General features: G+C 32.8%; 20 protein-coding genes and 2 pseudogenes. 3 read left to right on the plus strand and 19 right to left on the minus strand.

Features of this window, described 5'->3' with window-relative positions; all coding sequences use genetic code 11:
- Positions 1–39: 39 nt before the first annotated feature.
- Positions 40–807 carry an acetoin reductase gene (locus tag KM800_RS05995; RefSeq protein ID WP_217812274.1) on the plus strand — a complete coding sequence of 256 codons (768 nt, stop codon included), beginning with the start codon at positions 40–42 and terminating at the stop codon, positions 805–807.
- Between the two features lie 40 nt (positions 808–847).
- Here KM800_RS05995 and KM800_RS06000 read toward each other — a convergent pair whose 3' ends face one another.
- The 5 genes from KM800_RS06000 to KM800_RS06020 all read right to left on the minus strand — a co-directional run bounded on the left by KM800_RS06000 (position 848) and on the right by KM800_RS06020 (position 6,829).
- Entirely contained in the window at positions 848–2,218 is a 1,371-nt protein-coding gene (locus KM800_RS06000; RefSeq protein WP_217812275.1) for an 8-oxoguanine deaminase, read from the minus strand.
- A gap of 263 nt (positions 2,219–2,481) precedes the next feature.
- Positions 2,482–4,539, minus strand: coding sequence for a BglG family transcription antiterminator (locus KM800_RS06005; RefSeq protein WP_217812276.1), 2,058 nt, complete (start codon positions 4,537–4,539; stop codon positions 2,482–2,484).
- 66 nt (positions 4,540–4,605) lie between these two features.
- Positions 4,606–5,973 (minus strand): PTS ascorbate transporter subunit IIC, encoded by a 1,368-nt coding sequence (locus KM800_RS06010; RefSeq protein WP_217812277.1) that lies wholly within the window; start codon positions 5,971–5,973, stop codon positions 4,606–4,608.
- Positions 5,974–6,003: 30 nt separating this feature from the next.
- Positions 6,004–6,303 carry a PTS sugar transporter subunit IIB gene (locus KM800_RS06015; protein ID WP_217812278.1) on the minus strand — a complete coding sequence of 100 codons (300 nt, stop codon included), beginning with the start codon at positions 6,301–6,303 and terminating at the stop codon, positions 6,004–6,006.
- Positions 6,304–6,385: 82 nt separating this feature from the next.
- Positions 6,386–6,829, minus strand: a complete 444-nt coding sequence (locus tag KM800_RS06020) for a PTS sugar transporter subunit IIA (protein WP_217812279.1) — start codon at positions 6,827–6,829, stop codon at positions 6,386–6,388.
- 347 nt (positions 6,830–7,176) lie between these two features.
- Between KM800_RS06020 and KM800_RS06025 the strand changes: the two genes are divergently transcribed.
- Positions 7,177–7,491 (plus strand): MGMT family protein, encoded by a 315-nt coding sequence (locus KM800_RS06025; RefSeq protein ID WP_217812280.1) that lies wholly within the window; start codon positions 7,177–7,179, stop codon positions 7,489–7,491.
- Between the two features lie 128 nt (positions 7,492–7,619).
- On the opposite strand, the gene KM800_RS06030 is transcribed toward KM800_RS06025, so the two are convergent.
- A complete protein-coding gene (locus KM800_RS06030; RefSeq protein ID WP_217812281.1) occupies positions 7,620–8,771 on the minus strand; it encodes a GGDEF domain-containing protein in 1,152 nt (383 codons plus the stop codon).
- A gap of 206 nt (positions 8,772–8,977) precedes the next feature.
- Here KM800_RS06030 and KM800_RS06035 point away from each other — a divergent pair, with 206 nt between their 5' ends.
- Entirely contained in the window at positions 8,978–9,364 is a 387-nt protein-coding gene (locus tag KM800_RS06035; protein ID WP_217812282.1) for a metal-dependent transcriptional regulator, read from the plus strand.
- A 14-nt stretch (positions 9,365–9,378) separates the two neighbouring features.
- On the opposite strand, the gene KM800_RS06040 is transcribed toward KM800_RS06035, so the two are convergent.
- The 13 genes and pseudogenes from KM800_RS06040 to KM800_RS06100 form a co-directional block, all read right to left on the minus strand.
- A complete protein-coding gene (locus KM800_RS06040) occupies positions 9,379–9,558 on the minus strand; it encodes a PspC domain-containing protein (protein WP_254906473.1) in 180 nt (59 codons plus the stop codon).
- 120 nt (positions 9,559–9,678) lie between these two features.
- Complete coding sequence (locus KM800_RS06045; protein WP_217812283.1) at positions 9,679–10,254, minus strand: TetR/AcrR family transcriptional regulator; 576 nt, start codon at positions 10,252–10,254, stop codon at positions 9,679–9,681.
- An 87-nt stretch (positions 10,255–10,341) separates the two neighbouring features.
- Positions 10,342–10,608 (minus strand): annotated as a pseudogene (locus KM800_RS06050) (PEP-utilizing enzyme); the annotation flags it as partial.
- Positions 10,602–10,748, minus strand: a pseudogene (locus tag KM800_RS06055) (ATP-binding cassette domain-containing protein); the annotation flags it as partial. The pseudogenes KM800_RS06055 and KM800_RS06050, both read right to left, overlap by 7 nt.
- Before the next feature lie 135 nt (positions 10,749–10,883).
- Entirely contained in the window at positions 10,884–12,227 is a 1,344-nt protein-coding gene (accC, locus tag KM800_RS06060; protein ID WP_217812284.1) for an acetyl-CoA carboxylase biotin carboxylase subunit, read from the minus strand.
- Positions 12,228–12,229: 2 nt separating this feature from the next.
- Positions 12,230–12,643 carry an acetyl-CoA carboxylase biotin carboxyl carrier protein gene (locus tag KM800_RS06065; protein WP_217812285.1) on the minus strand — a complete coding sequence of 138 codons (414 nt, stop codon included), beginning with the start codon at positions 12,641–12,643 and terminating at the stop codon, positions 12,230–12,232.
- Positions 12,644–12,666: 23 nt separating this feature from the next.
- Positions 12,667–13,668, minus strand: a complete 1,002-nt coding sequence (locus tag KM800_RS06070) for a biotin-dependent carboxyltransferase family protein (RefSeq protein WP_217812286.1) — start codon at positions 13,666–13,668, stop codon at positions 12,667–12,669.
- Positions 13,665–14,372: a 5-oxoprolinase subunit PxpB gene (gene pxpB, locus KM800_RS06075; protein ID WP_217812287.1), complete on the minus strand. Its 708-nt coding sequence runs from the start codon at positions 14,370–14,372 to the stop codon at positions 13,665–13,667. Before pxpB ends, KM800_RS06070 begins: the two co-directional genes overlap by 4 nt.
- Before the next feature lie 9 nt (positions 14,373–14,381).
- Positions 14,382–15,413 carry an alanine racemase gene (gene alr, locus KM800_RS06080; RefSeq protein ID WP_217812288.1) on the minus strand — a complete coding sequence of 344 codons (1,032 nt, stop codon included), beginning with the start codon at positions 15,411–15,413 and terminating at the stop codon, positions 14,382–14,384.
- A 121-nt stretch (positions 15,414–15,534) separates the two neighbouring features.
- Positions 15,535–16,290: a 5-oxoprolinase subunit PxpA gene (locus tag KM800_RS06085; RefSeq protein ID WP_217812289.1), complete on the minus strand. Its 756-nt coding sequence runs from the start codon at positions 16,288–16,290 to the stop codon at positions 15,535–15,537.
- Positions 16,291–16,299: 9 nt separating this feature from the next.
- Entirely contained in the window at positions 16,300–17,085 is a 786-nt protein-coding gene (locus KM800_RS06090) for a putative hydro-lyase (RefSeq protein ID WP_217812290.1), read from the minus strand.
- Between the two features lie 12 nt (positions 17,086–17,097).
- On the minus strand, positions 17,098–18,186 hold the full coding sequence (locus KM800_RS06095) for a DUF4392 domain-containing protein (protein ID WP_217812291.1): 1,089 nt from the start codon (positions 18,184–18,186) through the stop codon (positions 17,098–17,100).
- A gap of 11 nt (positions 18,187–18,197) precedes the next feature.
- On the minus strand, positions 18,198–19,046 hold the full coding sequence (locus KM800_RS06100; protein WP_217812292.1) for a D-amino acid aminotransferase: 849 nt from the start codon (positions 19,044–19,046) through the stop codon (positions 18,198–18,200).
- Positions 19,047–19,051: the final 5 nt, after the last annotated feature.

Genomic DNA, 19,051 nt, shown 5'->3' on the forward strand with positions numbered 1-19,051 from the left:
ATAAAAATAAAGTATTATATAACAAGGGAGGAATATAAAATGAGTAAGGTAGCTATTGTAACAGGTTCAGGACGCGGTATAGGAAGGTCAATTGCATTGAGATTGGCTAAAGATGGATTTGATGTAGTAGTAAATGCACGAAATCCTAAAAATGCTGAAAAAGTTGCCAAAGAGATAGAAGCAATAGGTCAGACAAGTATTGCCATAGCTGGTGATGTATCAAATGAAAAGGACATTAACAACATATTTGAAGAAACTGTAAAAAAATTTGGTAAACTCGATGTTCTAGTAGCAAATGCAGGTATATGCATTGTAAAATCTGCTATCGAAACAACTCCAGATGACATAGATAAAATCTTCTCTATAAATTTCAAAGGAACATTTCTAGCAGACATTGCAGCTGCCAAACAGATGAAGAAACAGGATACTCTAGGTAAGATTATAAACTGCTCAAGTATAGCAGGTCATTCTGGATTTGGATATCTTGCAGCTTATAGTGGCACTAAATTTGCCGTAAGAGGCTTGACGCAGGCACTCGCCGCTGAACTAGCTCCAAAAATCACTGTAAATGCCTATTGTCCGGGCATTGTAGATACCGATATGTGGAAGGAAATTGATGAGAGTCTTGCTCCTTACCTTGGCGTAGAAAAAGGACAGGCTTTTACTCAATATTCAAAACAGATATTGATGGGAAGGCCTCAAAAACCGGAAGATGTAGCGGATCTAGTATCTTTTCTTGCCTCACCTAACTCAGATTATATTACAGGACAGGCCTTCATCAGTGATGGTGGCATAGTTATGAATTAATTTTTTATAAGATATATTTGACTAGAGTATGAAATCTACTCTAGTCATGTTGCTTTCTATGCTTCTGAATAATATCACATGCAATTTCATGAGCATTTTTAGCAGTTTCAATGGAATCCAGTGTTAAAACTTTACCATCTTTTACTACAATTTTTCCGTTCACCATAGTCATTTTTGTCAAACTGGAGTTTCCAAGACAAACTATGGATACAAGTGGATCATGACATCCTGAATATTCAATTCCATTAAGATCTAGTAAAATTATATCCGCTGCTTTTCCTATATCCAGTCTTCCTGTGTCCTGTCTTCCAAGTACATCTGCTCCTCCACGTGTGGTAGTTTTTAAAATTTCATAAGCACTTAAACCTTCTGAGCCATATTTGAGATGATTTAACAGGTAGGCTCGTCTTACTTCTTCCCACATATTTGATCCATCGTTGCTGGCACTTCCATCTACTGCTATACTAAGCTTGCCACCTGCTTTTACTATTTCACTGGTTCTGCAAATCCCACTGTTTAGTTTCATGTTTGAAGATGGACAGTGAGCTATGCCTGAACCTTGAAGAGAATTTATCTCCCTGTCGTTAAGGTGTATTCCATGAGCAAACCATACATCAGGTCCAATCCATTCCAAATCCTCCATCAATTCATAGGGTCTTCGTCCAAATTTGTCCATGCAGAATCTTTCTTCATCCTTCGTTTCAGCAAGATGAGTATGCATCATTACTCCTCTTTTTCTGGCAAGATCTCTAGTTGAAAGCATCAATTCTTTAGTTACAGAAAATGGCGAACAAGGTGCCAGTGCAATTCTAAGCATAGAAAAATCATCTGGATCATTATACTTGTCTATAAGTCTTTCACTGTCATCTAAAATCTGATCTTCTGTTTCAACAACTGACATTGGAGGCAGTCCGCCCTGATCACGCCCAAGTGACATGGAGCCTCTTGTAGCATGAAATCTGATACCGATTTTTTCTGCTGCCTTAATTTCATAATCAATCAAATTTTCAGGTTGATCCTTTGGAAATACATAGTGATGGTCAGAAGTCAGAGTACATCCTGTACGAAGCAGCTCGCTGAATCCCACTAGTGCTCCATAGTAAACAGCTTCAGGCGTTATATTCTTCCAAAATTCATAGAGACCAACAAGCCATGGGAAAAGAGGTTTTTCCTGAACTTCCCTTATGCCTCTGAAAAGAGTTTGATATAAATGATGGTGAGTATTTACAAATCCAGGCAGCGCTACAAGCCCTGAACAGTCTATAACTTCGGTATCTTCGCTTGTTTCAATATTCTTGCCTATATGAGTAATTTTAGAACCACTTATCAGTATGTCAGATTGATTGAATATTTCATCTCTGTCATTAAAAGTAAATATGTAACTTGTGTTTTTTAGTAATATGGATTTCATCTTAATTCCTCCCAGATAAAAAAGCAAAAAATAAAAACCACCTTAAATAGTATTTAAAGTGGTTAACATGACACTGTTGTAAATATATGGTTTTTGCTCTTTAATTGTTTTATTTAATTATATACAATTTATATACATAATTCAACAGTTGGTAGAATATAAAAAACGCCTTGCGATTTATAAATTTCATAAGGCTATGTGGAAAATTTTTAATTGTGTACTATGGAATAAAATACAAAATGACTCTATTCATTTTTATTTTTCTAACTTAATATCAAATCTTTTAATTGCTTGTTATCATTACATTTATAAATAGAATCAAGCCACTCATCGTCCTGAATTTTATTCATTAATTGTGACAACACCGTAAGATGACTCAGAGAGTCAACTGGAGCAAGTCCTACAATAAGATTGACTTTGACTATTTTATTACTTTTAAGAACAGGTATATTTACTGCATGCTTTAATAACATTAAACATATTCCAATAGAATTTACACCATCACCTGGTTTTGCATGTGCAAGCATAATTCCCTTTCCAAGTACCATATAAGGTCCATGAACTTTAGTTAAATTTATGATTTCTTTAATATATCTATATTTTATGATATTTTGCCTTAAAAGAGGTTTATAAGTGATTTCAATAGCTTTATCCCATGTAAGATTTTCCTCACATATTGTAATATGTGAATCAAGTATCAAATCTTTAAGTCCTATACTATTTTCTCCTATTGACTTTTCTCCGCTTTTCAACTTGCTGAAATAATTATCCAATGAATTTTTAAGACCAGTTACATCTTCAATTCGTGCATAATTACTAATTATGTCAAGCAGACTTTCACTATTAACTTGCGGCCTCTCACCTGTATTTAGTCCTGCTTTATCAAAATACTGAGTAATAGCATTCCATTCCAGTACATCTGGAATAGCTGAAACCTGAACTACAGGTATTTGTTTTCTCTCATGCAAATCTATAGTACTTATGACTAGTTTTACTCCTGAAAGTGAGCTACTTTCATATTTCAAAACACTCATAGGAGAAGAAAACTTAATTGAAGGATATCTACTCTTAAGCTGCTGTTCTAAAGCTATTGATGTACCAATTCCACTAGAACATACTACAATTACGTCTGGTTTTTCATCTTTCAAAGTCTTTTCATCAAGTTTTCTAAGTTCACTTCCAAAATAAAGAGCAATAAGTGCTATTTCATCATCGCTTAGTACTCTAGATATAAATTTTTCAAAATATTTTACAGAATATCTTGTAAGACTAAATAATTGATTATATTCAATTTCTATTTGTTTTAAATTTGGATGCTTATAGGGAATATCATACCTTACCCTGTTGTATGTTGAAAGCAAATGAGTAGTTAGTGAAATTTCAAGATTTTCAGCTGGAATCGAAACTCCTGCTGCATGATTGAATCTATCAACTATTGCCCTAGTAATAGGGATCAATTTTTTGATTGTAATATCTGCTTGATTTATTTTAGAAAATTGGCTTGAATTTATCATTTTAACTAAATATCTTGTCTCAGTTTCATTTACAATTCCTTTTTTATATAAAAATTCCCTGGTACATTTCAATGCAGCACTATCCTCTACAATATCATTTTCCAAAACATCCTTCAATAATTTTTGTTTGTTTTTAATACGATTCAGATACCATAGTATAAAGGTGCTTATAATCATAAGTGCATCATCTGTCAAATAGTTACCTGTTATTTTTTCTAAATTATGAAGATAACTATTTATCTGTGACAGTTTACTTGGATCATTTGATAGCTGACTGTAAACAAGGGAATTATGTTTGCTCAACTGTTCATATACCCAATTTCTCTGAGTTATTTCAGATCCTTCAATTTTCCTTCCTGATTTAGATTTAGTTAATTTCAACCCGTACTTTTTTAATTCCCCGTCTATATTTTTTAAGTCACTTATTGCAGTATTTTTAGAAATATTTGATGTAGATGTAATTGTACTCAGTGAAACTCTTTCACTATTTATAAGTTTCCACATAATAAACTGCTCTCTTTCCATCCGGCTAAATGAAGGTTTTAATAAAAAATTCGAAAAATACCTATTATTACTTAAATACTCAATATTTTCAGGAGTCAGATAATATCCCACACCTCCTATTCTCTGAATAGAATCAAGACCTTTTTTCTTAAACTCCTCATTTACTTTTTTAAGGACATAGAAAACACTCCTGCGGGACAACTTAAGATGTTCTTGCAATTCCTGAAGAGATAAATATCTATCAGCACTTATAAGTAAATTCAAGAGTTCATCCCCATGTCTTGTATGACTAAAACGAATCATAAAATACACCTCTTTTCAAGCTACATCAAAGCCTCCGCATATAAATTCGCGGAGGCAAGTAAATTTCTAATCTTCTGTAATCTGTTTTTTGCTTCTAGAATTTAGTATAAAACTTAAGAGTATAACTATAACTGTAAATCCAATGATAGCAAAAATAAGTGCTGATTGTCCATAGATTCCAACTTTTCCTAGTATTATTCCTGGGATCAGATAATCTGTATCTGCAAATGTAGATGCTGCAAGTTTTAAACCTCCAAGAACCGGAAGTATAAAAAGTGGCAGCCAGCTTATTATCAACCCATTAACCACTGATCCCAATATAGCTCCACGTCTTCCTCCAGTTGAATTTCCATAAACACTAGCTGCTGCACCGCAGAAAAAATGTCCAATCACTCCTGGAATAATAACAGTTGTTTTTATGGCAATCATTGCAAACATACTTAGAGTTCCTACAATAAAGCTTACAAAGAAACCAATTAAAACCGCATTTGGTGCATAAGGAAATATAATAGGTACATCCAATGCAGGTTTTGAATCTGGAACAAGTTTTTGAGCAATACCTTGAAAGGCAGGGACAATTTCTCCTAAAATCATACGTACACCTTGAAGAACTACAATGAATCCGGCAGCAAAAGTTCCAGCCTGAACAAGAGCGTATACTATGAAATTGTTTCCCGAACTAAGTTTACTTTCAACAAAACTTGGTCCAGCAATAATTGCAAGTGCAATATAAACAACTGACATAAGCAACGTAATTGAGACTGTAGAATCTCTTAAAAAGCTCAAACTTTTGGGAATATTCAAATCCTCAGTATTATGTTTACTGTTTCCAAAAAACTTGCCAATCAACCCTGAAACTGCATATCCTATATTTCCAGTGTGACCCATTGCAACAGAATCACTACCTGTGATTTTACGCATAAAAGGCTGACATAATGCAGGTGTAACAGTCAATAGAGTTCCTTCAAATAATCCTCCAAGCAAAATAGTCTTAATGCCAGTTCCCATATTTGCACTTACAAGGATAACTGCAGTTAAGCAAGAAACATACAACATTGCTTGACCAGTTAGAAAAATATATTTAAATCTTGTAAATCGAGCTAATATAATATTAACAATCATTCCAATTAACATAATAAGTGCTGTTGTGGTTCCATATTTTACAAGAGCAATTGCAACCACTGCTTCATTGCTAGGAACAACTCCTTGTACATTAAGTGCAAATTTGAACATTGTAGCAAAAGGAGCCAATGAATTACTTAAAATACCTGCGCCTCCAATTAAAACTAAAAAACCGGCAAAAGTCTTAATTGTACCTTGTACGATTTCCGTTGTCTTCTTCTTCTGAAGTATAAGGCCTATCATTGCAATCAAGGCAACCAAAATAGCTGGTTGCGTTGCAATAGATACAAATAAGTTTAATAAAGATTTCATTTTTAAACCCTCCTCTCAATAGGATTTTATTTAGGAATAGCTTATATTTTCCTTATCAAGAATTTTATTAACGTGTTGTTTGATTTCCTCTTTATCTATCAAGCTTTTTAAAGGTACAAGCTTATCTTCAGGAATACCTCTTAAAGCTCCTGTAAGTGTTGATTCAACGAAAAAATAATCTGCTGAATCAGATGTGACACTTCCTACATCACTGTGTTCAAGCTGTATTGTATCAGAATTTACTCCTTCATCTTTAAGTACCTGTTGAATATTCATCTGAACCATGAAACTACTTCCAAGTCCACTTTGACATACTGCAATAATTTTCATAATTTATCTCTCCTTTTAATATCAATCTTACAAGGTACTCAATTTCCCCTTGTCATGGTTGTTTATAAAATATTTATAATAATCAATATAATTTGATAATATCTGCTAGTTTTTCAACGCTTTTTGCAGACATCATATTTTTAATTACTTGCTTATTCCCAAGTAATTCTGCAAGCTGCTGGATTACTTTTAAATGACTATTGTTGTCTACAGCCGATAATACAAACCATAATTTTACTTTGTGTGCATCATTCACTAAGTTGACAGCTGGATCTGTTTTTAAAAGAGAAATTGCAATTTTGTTTACACCATTTTCAGGACGGGAATGTGCCATTGCAATTCCCTCTCCTATATTTATATAGGGTCCATTTTTCTTTACCGAGTCAATCATGGCATCCACATACTTGTTTTGAATGCTCTTGTTTTTCAAAAGTGGAATAGCGGCTTTATAAATAGCCTCTTCCCAGTTCATATCGGCCTCATCATAAATTTGAATGGTATCCTTGTTCAATAAGTCACTTAACATACCGTTTTCACCTCACTTGTGTTAATATAATAACCTAATCATAAATATTTAATTCGTCTGTCTTAGTTGTGATAACTTAATTATTAAGTATATATTCATTTTAAATTTTTAGTAAAGCGTTTACAAGTGCAAATATGACACTTTTTTTAGTGCAAAACATGGCCCTATTTATAAAAGTTATTAACTAAAAAATAAATAAACACCTGAGATAATTACTCAAAATGTTTATTTTTATTACATTAATAAATAAAAACCTTCCATCATATAAGATCTACCAAACTAAACCGCCCTAGATTTATCCAAATAAATCATATATAATTATCAATAAATCCAGTGAGGTGTTTCACATGTCAAAAGATTTTTTCAAGAGAGTCTATAACATAGTTTCAAAAATTCCAAAAGGCAAAATAGCTACCTATGGTCAAATAGCTTCCATGCTTGGTGAGCCCAGAAGTGCCAGAGTAGTCGGATGGGCACTTAGAAAAGTTCCTGATGATATGAATATTCCATGTCACAGAGTTGTAAACAAGTCAGGTGAGCTGTCACCCGACTATGTGTTTGGAAGTTCTGATATCCAAAGATGTCTTTTGAAATCAGAAGGAATTGCATTTAAAGAAGACGGCAGAATAAATATTGAAAAGCATTTATGGGATGGGAAGTGAACATTTTCAGTTTATCTTCCATGCGATTGCCTTTTTCCAGATCTATACTTGAAATATCCTGCCTTTGTTTATTCATCCACTTCATTTATTCTGTTTTGTTAAAACTCATATTGAGTCAATTACATGAATTAATTATGTATATTTCCATTAAAAAATACAATATCATTTTTGCCATATTCTTTAACTCTATATAACGCCGTATCTGCAGCCTTCAAAATTTCTACCGCATTTTTAGCATCTTGTGGATATAGAGAAATTCCAAAACTTGCACTTGTCTTGAATGTATACTTATCAATTTTAAAGCACTTGCGAAAGCTTTCTTTGAATTTTCTGACATATTCTATTAAATATTCACAATCATGGTACTGCCTTATAATCATGGCAAATTCATCCCCTCCTATGCGCCCAATCACGTCTCCATCATCTACAAGTTCTGAAAAACGTTTCCCTATCTCTTTAAGATAAAGATCTCCAACATAATGACCCATTGTATCATTGATTTTTTTAAAATTATCCAAATCAATAAATACAACGGCAAATTTTGGCTGATTTTTCCTACACAATTCCTCCAAAATTTCCATAAACATCTTGCGATTAGGAAGACAAGTTAAAGTATCATAATTTGCAATATAAAAAAGTTCTTTTTCATCTTCCTTGATTTTATTTGTGTAATTTTCTAATTTTTCAATATATGAAAAATTGGTAAGCACAAGATCTTTATATAATCTATGTGTAACAATACCAATAATAAATGTTAATACAAATATGATGGATTGGAAAATATAAAAGATTGACTCTTTGATACCGTAATGGCTGGCAAAAAGATACAGACTTATCCCTATCGCAGAAACACAGATATAAATAAAAATACTATATTCCATACGCAGTACTGCAAAAATCATCACTACAAATATAATATTCCAGATAAAACCATTTGTAGTTGATAGATTTGGCAAAATAACCGTATAAAATAAAATCAAACTTAAAATACTTATTAAATGACTTTTAAGTTTTTGTGGTATATCCATTGCTGATATCAACCACACTATAAAACTACTAACAGCCATAATTGATGTAGTTATAAATGTAATCTTAACACTATTATGGATCACAATACATATAATTAGATTTGCAATGGTAACCGCAAACCCAACTAAAGAAATTACATATCCAATAATAATTGTTTCATAATGTAAAAAGGTTGCCATATCATGAGATTTATTTATTTGTTTTAGAATATGTGACACAGTATTTGGCAAATTCCAAGCTTTCTGTTTCATAATCTATTGACCTTTCCTGTATTTGCAATATCAACATGATTTAATCAAAATACAGCTTGTTTGTATTTATTATATCATTTAATAAATATGCCTTAAAGATTATACTATTAAGTTTATTTCACTGTAATTGAATAACAATTATATTTATGTTATTATAAATTTATTATATACTAGTGATAATAAATTGGAAAGACGGTGTAAACACTATGGAAATTCACGAATCTGCAGAAAACTATCTTGAAACAATTCTAATTTTGAAAAATCGACTTAATATGGTACGCTCCATTGACATTGCAAATGAATTGAACTATACAAAACCAAGTGTTAGCATTGCCATGAAAAAATTAAGGAAAAATAGATATATTATAGTGGATGACAAGGGGTATATTTCTCTTACGGAATCAGGCCTGTCTATTGCTGAAAAAATATACGAAAGGCACCAAGTCCTTTCAAAATATTTAATGGCCATAGGTGTAAGTAACACAACTGCTATTGAGGATGCCTGCCGTATTGAACATGTAATCAGTGATGAATCCTTTGACAGATTAAAATCCTACATTCATGAAAACAGTATTCTCAGCAATCCCAAATAGCATGTACTATTTTATCATTGTTTTTTAGGAATTAGTATTGCACAAATTATATATAACAATATACCACTTCCAAATATCAATGCAAGGAATGCCCAGATTATTCTTATAATAGTAGCATCAATGCCTAAAAATTCTCCCACTCCTCCACATACTCCTGCAATCATTTTATTTGAATCTGATTTATATAGTTTCATTTGTATGACCTCCTCAATGTAAAACAATTTTCCATATATTATTTCCTTTCAATTTATGAATGAATATATTTTTAATTCATTCATTTGACTGTAAAAAATAATTGCCTTTATAGATTAAATCTATTTCGGGCAATCTGTGAGACCCTTCATTATAAACTCGGCCAAATATCCTGCTACTTCCGGGAAATGACAAATTCCAATTTTGTCTTTATGAGTATCTACATATTCCAAAATTCCAAATAATTCAATTATAATATCATCATCTATATCGGATCTGATCTTACCTTCCTGTTTCCATTTTTTCAATATTCCTATATAAAAATCATAAAAGAAATCTCCATTTTTTTTGTTTTCTTCACTATAGTATTTTTCCAATTCAGCTGTAAGCTCATGATTATTCCATTCTGCAAGTATTTGATTTGATTTCATGGCACGAACATTTTCTGCAATTAGATTCATTGCCGCTGTAACTGGATTTTGATTGAGATCTATGTGCTCCATTACATATTTCTTGTGTTTGTTGCTTTCTTCAATAAAAACTTCAAAAAAGAGTTTCTCTTTTGAAGAATAATAATTATAGAAAGTTCCTACTCCCAATCCAACTAATTTAGTAATATCGGAAACATTTGTATTTTTAAATCCTTTGGATAAAAACAATTCTCGCCCGGCATTAAATATACTTTCTTTTTTATTCATAAATTAAGTTGCCTCCGCAATATGAATGAATATATAAAATATTCATTCATATTATAGCATTGTTAATTTTTATAGTCAATGACAGTTTTATTTTAGCCGTTGTACAATACCCTTGTCACCATCTACAATAATGGCATCCCCGTCTTTTAATATCTTTGTTGCACTTCCACATCCAAGTACTGCTGGAATATTGTATTCTCTTGCTACAATGGCACTATGGGACAATGGTCCCCCAGTATCTGATACTACTGCCTTGGCTAATGAAAATAGTGGAGTCCATGAAGGATCAGTATATTTGCAAACCAATATATCTCCCTCTTTAAGTTTTGAAAATTCCTTACTTTCCTTTTCAATATTGTTGACTTTCCTGCCCCATTTGGTCCAAGAAGTCCATATATGGAATTTCTTCTAACTTTAAGTGATATATTGTGTACAGCCCTTTCATTTTTAAATGTTTTACAAAGATTTTTTGTTTCTAAAATAAAATTCTCCATTAGTATCATCACCTCAATTAGATAATACTCGACAATTATAAGGATTTTATAAGGAACAAAATTTATAAATTAAACCTACAAAAAAAGAACTACCTCAAAATTTATTTTGAGATAATTCTTTGACTAACTTTACAACTACAATATTTTATTTTTCTCCAAAAACTTTGTATTGAAATTTCCACTTCTAAATATTTTATTCTCCATTAATTTCTTATGAAAATCTATGGTAGTATCCACTCCTTCTATAATAAATTCGCCTAAAGCTCTTTTCATTCTATCTATTGCTTCATTCCTATCTCTTCCCCAGGCTATAACCTTGGATATCATTGAATCATAAAATGGAGAAATAGTATATCCGCTGTATGCTGAACTGTCTATTCTTATTCCAATGCCTCCAGGAGCTATATATTTACTGATTTTTCCGGGACATGGCATAAAATCCTTGTATGGATTTTCGGCATTTATTCTACATTCGATTGCACATCCATTTCTCTTTACATCGCCCTGTGAAAAAGATAAATTTTTTCCTTGAGCTATACATATTTGTTCCTTTATTAAATCTATTCCCGTTATTGTCTCGGTAACACCATGTTCAACTTGAACTCTAGTATTCATTTCCATAAAATAGAATTTATTGTCTGCATCCAAAAGAAACTCTACTGTACCAAGGCTATTATACTTTACAGCCCTGCATGCCCTTACTGCCGCACTTCCCATGACCTCTCTCAGCTTGTCATTTAATGCAGGTGATGGTGATTCTTCTACAAGTTTTTGATGACGCCTCTGAATTGTGCAATCTCTCTCTCCAAGATATACTATATTGCCATAATTGTCTCCGATTATTTGTATTTCCACATGTCTTGTATTTTCAAGGTATTTTTCCAGATAGAGTGCTGCATTTCCAAAATAGTTTTCAGCTTCCTTTTCAGACTCTTCAATAGCATGTATGAGCTCTTCCCTATTATGTGCCACTCTCATGCCTTTTCCACCACCACCAGCAGATGCCTTGACTATTACAGGATATCCTATTTCATCTGCTATTTCTACTGCTCTGTCTTTGCTTTCTATTTCACCTTCTGTCCCCATTATTATAGGTACATTTGCATTTTTCATTGTCTCTTTTGCATTGGACTTGTCTCCAAGGCTGTCGATAATTCTATAATCCGGACCTATAAATGATATATTAAATTCTTCACATGTTTTTGCAAAAGTTGAACTTTCTGAAAGGAATCCATAACCTGGATGAATGGCATCTGACTTTGAATGAATTGCTATATTTATTATACTGTTTATATTAAGATATGTATCTTTTGCTGAAGTCTTTCCTATACAATAAGTTTCATCTGCCAATTTTACATGGAGTGAATCTCTATCACTTTCCGAGTAAATTGCAACTGCAGAAATTCCAAGTTCATGACAGGCACGTATGATTCTAACTGCAATCTCACCTCTATTTGCTATAAGAATCTTCTTAAACATACCTACTTGTCACTTCCTTTCACTTCAAATAAAGGTTGTCCGTATTCTACAAAGTCCCCATCCTTTACCAATATATCTGTAATTTCTCCACTAATACCTGATTCTACTTCATTGAACAGTTTCATTACTTCAACCAATCCAACAACTGTATGTTCTTGAACAGTATCGTGAATCTTTACAAAAGGTTCAGAATCTTTTTCTTTTCTTAGATAAAAAGTTCCTGCAAGATTGGATTTAATATGTTGGACATTGCCTTTCTCTATGTTTTTTTCAGTATCATCTATTTTCACCATGTGTTTTGCATCCGCATTTCTATCTATAACTATCCTGCTGCTTTCCTGTTCAAATTCAAAATGGGAGAAATCATGTTTTTCAACAATTTCAATTATTTTGTCTAAATCATCTATATTAATCATATAACTACCTCCCCACAGTATTATTAAATGCTTATTAATTTAATAGATCTTTTTAATTCATCTATATATTTTTGCCTTTTCAAATACAAACTTTCCGCTTCTTCAAGTGATATTTTTTGAAATTTCACTCTGTCAGAAGGTTTGAGCTGAACTAATTTGTGAATGTCACATAAAGCCACATGAGCTATTTTAGGATAACCTCCTGCAGTTGCCCTGTCAGCTAAGAGAATTATTGGATTTCCATCTGGTGGAACTTGAATAGTTCCAAATGATACTTCTCCCGATATCATTTCAATACTTCTCTTAAACTGGATTTTAGGGCCATTTAACCTATATCCCATTCTATCTGATTTAACATCTATGCTAAAAGAAGAATTAAAAAATTTATCTAGACTTTCTTCTTTTACATCCTTGAATTGTCTATCTTCAAATACCCTGATATTTGTAATATTATCATCTATGTTGATGGGATTTTTTACATACCATTTTGCTGAAGTAACGCTTCCATTTTGATTAATTTGTTTTAGTTTATCTATTATTCCTAGAGAGATATTGCCTTTGTGCCCAATTTCAATTACATCATCTTTTCTCAGAGCCCTGCCATCTTTTCCTCCTATTTTTGCTCTTAAATATGTACTTTTACTTCCCATAAAACTTGGAATGTCAAAACCTCCAGCTACTGCCAAATAGCATCTGCATCCATTTACACCTCTTCCAAATTTCAATATGGAATCTTCATTTAAGTAAATAGGTCGTCCAAGTGAAACTTTTTTATCATTAATTGTAGGTGAAAGATCTGCTCCTGTTATAGAAATAAGATTTCCCCTGGTTATTTTCAGTGAAGGACCCATAAAGGTAATTTCAAAGATGCCTTCATTTTCATCATTTCCAACAACGATATTTGCAAGTTTCATAGAATACATATCCATAGCACCACTTACAATAACCCCGTATTTCTGATATCCATATCGTCCCTCGTCTTGAATTGTTGTTAAAAGTCCGGATGTAAGTACAGTTATACTCATAATATCCTCTCCTTTAATCTGGTATATTCAGCATAAGAAACAGGATAAAATTTTGCTATATCTCCACATTTTAAAAGAGTCTTCTCACTGCTTTTCAAATCGAATAATTTCAAAGGTGTTCTTCCAATTATTTGCCATCCTCCTGGGGTTTCTATGGGGTAAACTCCCGTCTGCTTTCCGGCAATTCCAACAGATCCTTCTGGAATTACCGTTCTTGGAGATTTTCTTCTTGGCGTATATAGCCTTTCTGACAATCCTCCCAAATATGGAAAACCTGGTGCAAATCCAATCATATACACTAAATATTTTCCTTTAGAATGTATTTCTATAACTTCATCTACAGTAAGATTGTTAACTTCTGCTACATATTCTATATCCGGAGCAAACTCTCCACCATAACAGACTGGAATCTCAACTATATTTTCTTCATAGCTTTGGGAGAAATCAATGACTCTTAGTATATTTTCCAATTTTGATTTTACTGATTCAAATGGCGCATTACTTTTTATTTTCAGTGGATCATAAATTATAGATACACTTGTAAAATACGGTACATACTCTATAAGCCCACAAAAGGGATTTTTCTCAAGATATGTACAGAATATTCTTATATTTTTATTTATAGTCTTGTCAATTTTATCTCCAAATTCAACCAAGGCCGAAATTTCACTTGTGTGTAAAATATTAAATCTATTTTCCTTCATATTTATCACCTACTGATTTATTTCATAGATCCTCTTTACTCTTTTTCCAATTCCGCATACGAATTCATAATTAAAACTTCCAGCTATTTCAGCCAGTTGCTCAACAGTAATTATATTGCCTCCATCTCTACCAATTAAAGTTACTTCATCTTCAATTTTAACATCGTTTATATGAGTGATATCAACCATCATCTGGTCCATGCATATTCTTCCTATTATAGGAGCATACTGCCCATGAACAAGTACTTTTGCTTTTGAAGAGAGCGCTCTCATGTATCCATCTGCATAACCTACAGAAACAGTTGCAATTTTTGTATTTTTACTTGTAATATAGGTTTTTCCATAGCTTACCCCGGCACCTTCATGAACTTCTGAAATATTGATTATATGTGATTTCCACTCCAGTGCAGGTATGAGGTCTATAGAATTCTTGTTCACATCTTCTGATGGATACAATCCATAGGTAATTATTCCACTCCTTACCATGTCAAATCTATGATCGTCAAATTCCATAATTCCTGCACTATTGCAAACATGTTTAAGTGGAATATCTATTTTAGCCATTTCCAGCATTTTTAAAAATTCATCATATTTTTTCATCTGCATTTTAGTATAATTTTTGTCTTTCTCGTCTGCACATGAAAAATGAGTAAATAATCCTTCAATAATCAGATTATCCATATTCATCATTTTTTTAATATTCAAAATGCTGTTTTCATTTGACTTAAATCCAATTCTATTCATACCTGTCTCCAATGCAACATGAACTTTTGCTTTCTTTTTATGTTCAACTGCACATTTGTACATACTTTCTGCCATCTCCAAATTGTATATTGTTTGAGTAATATCATACTCAATAATATCTCCATATTGCTTTGGAGAAGTGTATCCCAAAATTAATATTGGCAAATCTATATGGTACTCTCTAAGTTCTATTGCCTCTTCTATAGTTGCAACTCCAAAATAATCCACCTTGTCTTGAAGAAAATCTCCTACTATTTTGGCTCCATGACCATAGGCATCAGCCTTTATTACAGCCATAATTTTTACACTGTCGTCTACTTTTTTTTTACCTCATCTATATTGTGTGCTATAGCATTTAAATCTACTTTTGCATAGGTTCTCAAATATTTGTCCATAAATAAAATTACCCCTCTCTATATTATAATGATGATATTTCTATATCTTCCTTATGAAAAGTCTCATTTATCTTTTTAACAAACTGAATTGCCTTTGATCCATCTCCATGTACACATATGGAATCTGCCTTTATGGAAATATATCTTCCATTTATAGTCATTACTTTATTTTCCTTTACCATTTCAACTACTCTTTTAATAGCTGTATCTTCATCAGTAATAACCGCTCCTGGTTTGGATCTTTGAACTAAAGTTCCATCATCATTATAGGCCCTGTCTGCAAATACTTCACTTGCTGATTTTAATCCGGTTTGTTTTGCTGCATCGATCATTCTGCTTCCACTCAATGCAAGGAGTATCAAATTTGGATCAATTTCATATATTCCTTTACAAATAGACAGAGACAGTTCCAAATCTTTTGCTGCCATATTATAAAGTGCACCATGAAGTTTTACATGATTCATCTTTATGCCATGGGATGTACAAAACGCCTTCAATGCTCCAATTTGATATTGTACAATTACCTTGGCTTCCTTATAGGAAATATCCATTTTTCTTCTTCCAAATCCAACTAAATCTGCTAGTCCCGGATGTGCTCCCACAGAAGCCTTGTATTTCTTTGCCAATGCAACTGTCTTGTCCATAACTACTGGATCAGAAGCATGAAATCCACAGGCAATATTTGCAGATGAGATGTATGGAATAACTTCTGCATCTGATCCAATTTTATAATTTCCAAAGCTTTCTCCCAAATCACAATTTAAATCTACCTTATACATAATATCTCCTCAATACTTCAAGTCTATATTTTTTACATCTGTTATCAGCATGTGTCCTGGTGAATGTGTAATGACTATTTTAGGTTTCACATTCATGACTACTGCTTGCGGTGTGACTCCACAAGCCCAGAATACAGGCACTTCACCTTTTTTTATAGTAACAGGATCCCCAAAATCAGGACTGTTTATATCCTCTATTCCTATAACCGACGGATCTCCTATATGAATTGGTGCGCCATGAACCTTGGGCATATCTCCACTTACCAGAACAGATTTTACTATCTGGTCATATGGAAGGGGCCTCATGCTGACAACCATCTTCCCATTGAATATTCCTGCAGGTACACAATCAATATTGGTAATATACATGGGTACATTGCAATTTTCCTCAATATGTCTTACAGGAACATCTGCCTCTATAAGCTCTGATTCAAAGGAGAAACTACAACCTATTAAAAAGCTTACAAAATCATTTCTCCACATATTCTGTATATTCTTGTACTCTCCAGTTAAAACTCCGCTTTCATAAACTCTGTATTTGGGGATGTCTCTGGTAATATCTATATCTTTACCTAAATAATTAAGCTTTCTATTTCCAACATCGCCTACTTCAAGTATTGGACATGATTTAGGATTTCTCTGTGTAAATAATAGGAAATCATAAGCCAGTTCTTCTGGCAAAATTACCAGATTTGCCTGAGCATAGCCTGCACACATTCCTGCAGTAGGTGTTGTAATTTTTTCTTCACGTATCAATTTACGAACATCATAGGGCTTCATCTTTGAATAATCCATATTTTTCACCCCTTAAATAATTTTTGTTAACTTTTGTTTTTCATAAAATCCTAATTCAATTACTTTTTCAAACCATGTAGCACAAGTTTCTTCCAATTTTATTGAAGATTGTACACATTCTCTCATTAAATTAACTATTGAAGTATTCATGGATAGCCCGCATCCATCTATAGCTGGAATCAAATCACCATACATATCTATCATTCCACTTCTGGATGCTGTAACCATGGCTTCCTTTTCCATCTCCTTGGTATGCATTATATTTAAATCTTTCTTCAGATAGGCCAATGCGGCTATAAGTCCGTAGCATCCCCAGTCCGATACTGTAGCGGTTATTATATTGTCAGCTTTTACACTTGCCAGTATTCCTCCATTGCATCCGCAGCTGCAGCCTCCTTTTGCAGCATATGGTACATATTTTTCAAGATGCTCTCTTATAGTAGCCATTCCAAGTTCATTTCCAAGATCTCCTATAGATATATTCAGAACACCTTTTTCCTTTAATTTAGTAAACAGTATGTCCTGCTTTGCCTCCAGTTCAGTTACATCTTTTCCAATAGCATTATGATATACTCCAACAGAATTGGCTCCTGGACATTCTATGCTTATAACAGCACCTGGAAGTCCTTTTGCAATAAGTTCATCAGCTTGTGTTCCCGCCTTCATTGCATCCTTGGTAAATGTTATTCCAGCTATTGAGAGAGGATACTCTTTTAATTCCTCAATATTGTCATGAAAATGAAGTCCAACTACATAAGCCAAATTTTCTACTGCCTTTATATTATCTTTAGGACATACTATTACAGGTTTTACGTTAAAGCCTTTTACTAACGCTCTTGCCAAAAGCATTGTACTTACAATTCCGTCCATTTCAGCTTTTTTAAATGGAAGTAATACAAAACCTGTCATTATATATACTAAATCCCCTTCTTTTAATGTACTTACCAATTTCTTCGCACTATTCATTGTCAAAGGTTCTTTAGTGTATTCTCTTGCTGCACTGTATAAAATTCTACATACACCATACCCTCTTGGATCCAGGTTCATTAGGTTGTCTAAATTTTCTCCTATATTTAATATAGTCAATTCTTCTTGATTCATAAAATCCCCTCCTAAATTTCCTCTGTATCTTTTAAGAACTCATCAAGTAATGCACTCTGTAGTTTTTTAACTATTTCCGGTGCTTTTCCACCTACAGGTTTTCCATCAATTTCACAAGTAGTCATGCAAAATTGTCCTGAACTTGTAACTATGACTTCATCTGCATCCATTAATTCTTCCAGAGTAAATGGAGTTTCATTTACAGGAATCTCAAATTTTTTACACATTTTTATAATGTGTGCTCGTGCTATACCTGGTAAAATCAAATTATCTGCCGGTGCTGTTTTAAATATACCATCTTTTATAATAGATACATTACTGTGTGCACATTCTGTTACTCTGTCACCTCTGTGGAATACTGCTTCCTGACAGTCTTTTTCATCAGCTTTTTGTGCTGCCATTACACTTGGAAGCAAGTTTAATGTCTTTATGTTGCAATGTAGAAATCTGGTATCTTCCAAAGTAATCAGCCTTAATTTTTGTGACATATCCTTTACTTTCTGAGGTTTCAATATTATCCATACATTTGCTTTTACATCATCTCCCGGAAAGATATGATTACGCATTGCTGTTCCTCTCGTAACCTGCCAATATACAAATTGCTCTCCTGAGTCAACTTTTTTAACCATATCATTGAGTAATTCTTTTAATTCATCTTTTGTATATGGAATTTTAATTTTTAACAAGCCCGCACTGTTGAAGAAACGATCTATATGCTCGTCCAATGCAAATATAACATGATTTCTGCTATAGGTAGCATCATAAACTCCATCACCAAAGTAGCATACACGATCATTCATTGGTATTGTCATATTTTCAATCAAATCATACTTTCCATTGTAATATCCTAAATTTTTCATTTAAA

Source organism: Clostridium tyrobutyricum, from assembly GCF_019144085.1.
GTDB classification, from domain to species: Bacteria; Bacillota; Clostridia; order Clostridiales; family Clostridiaceae; genus Clostridium_B; species Clostridium_B tyrobutyricum_A.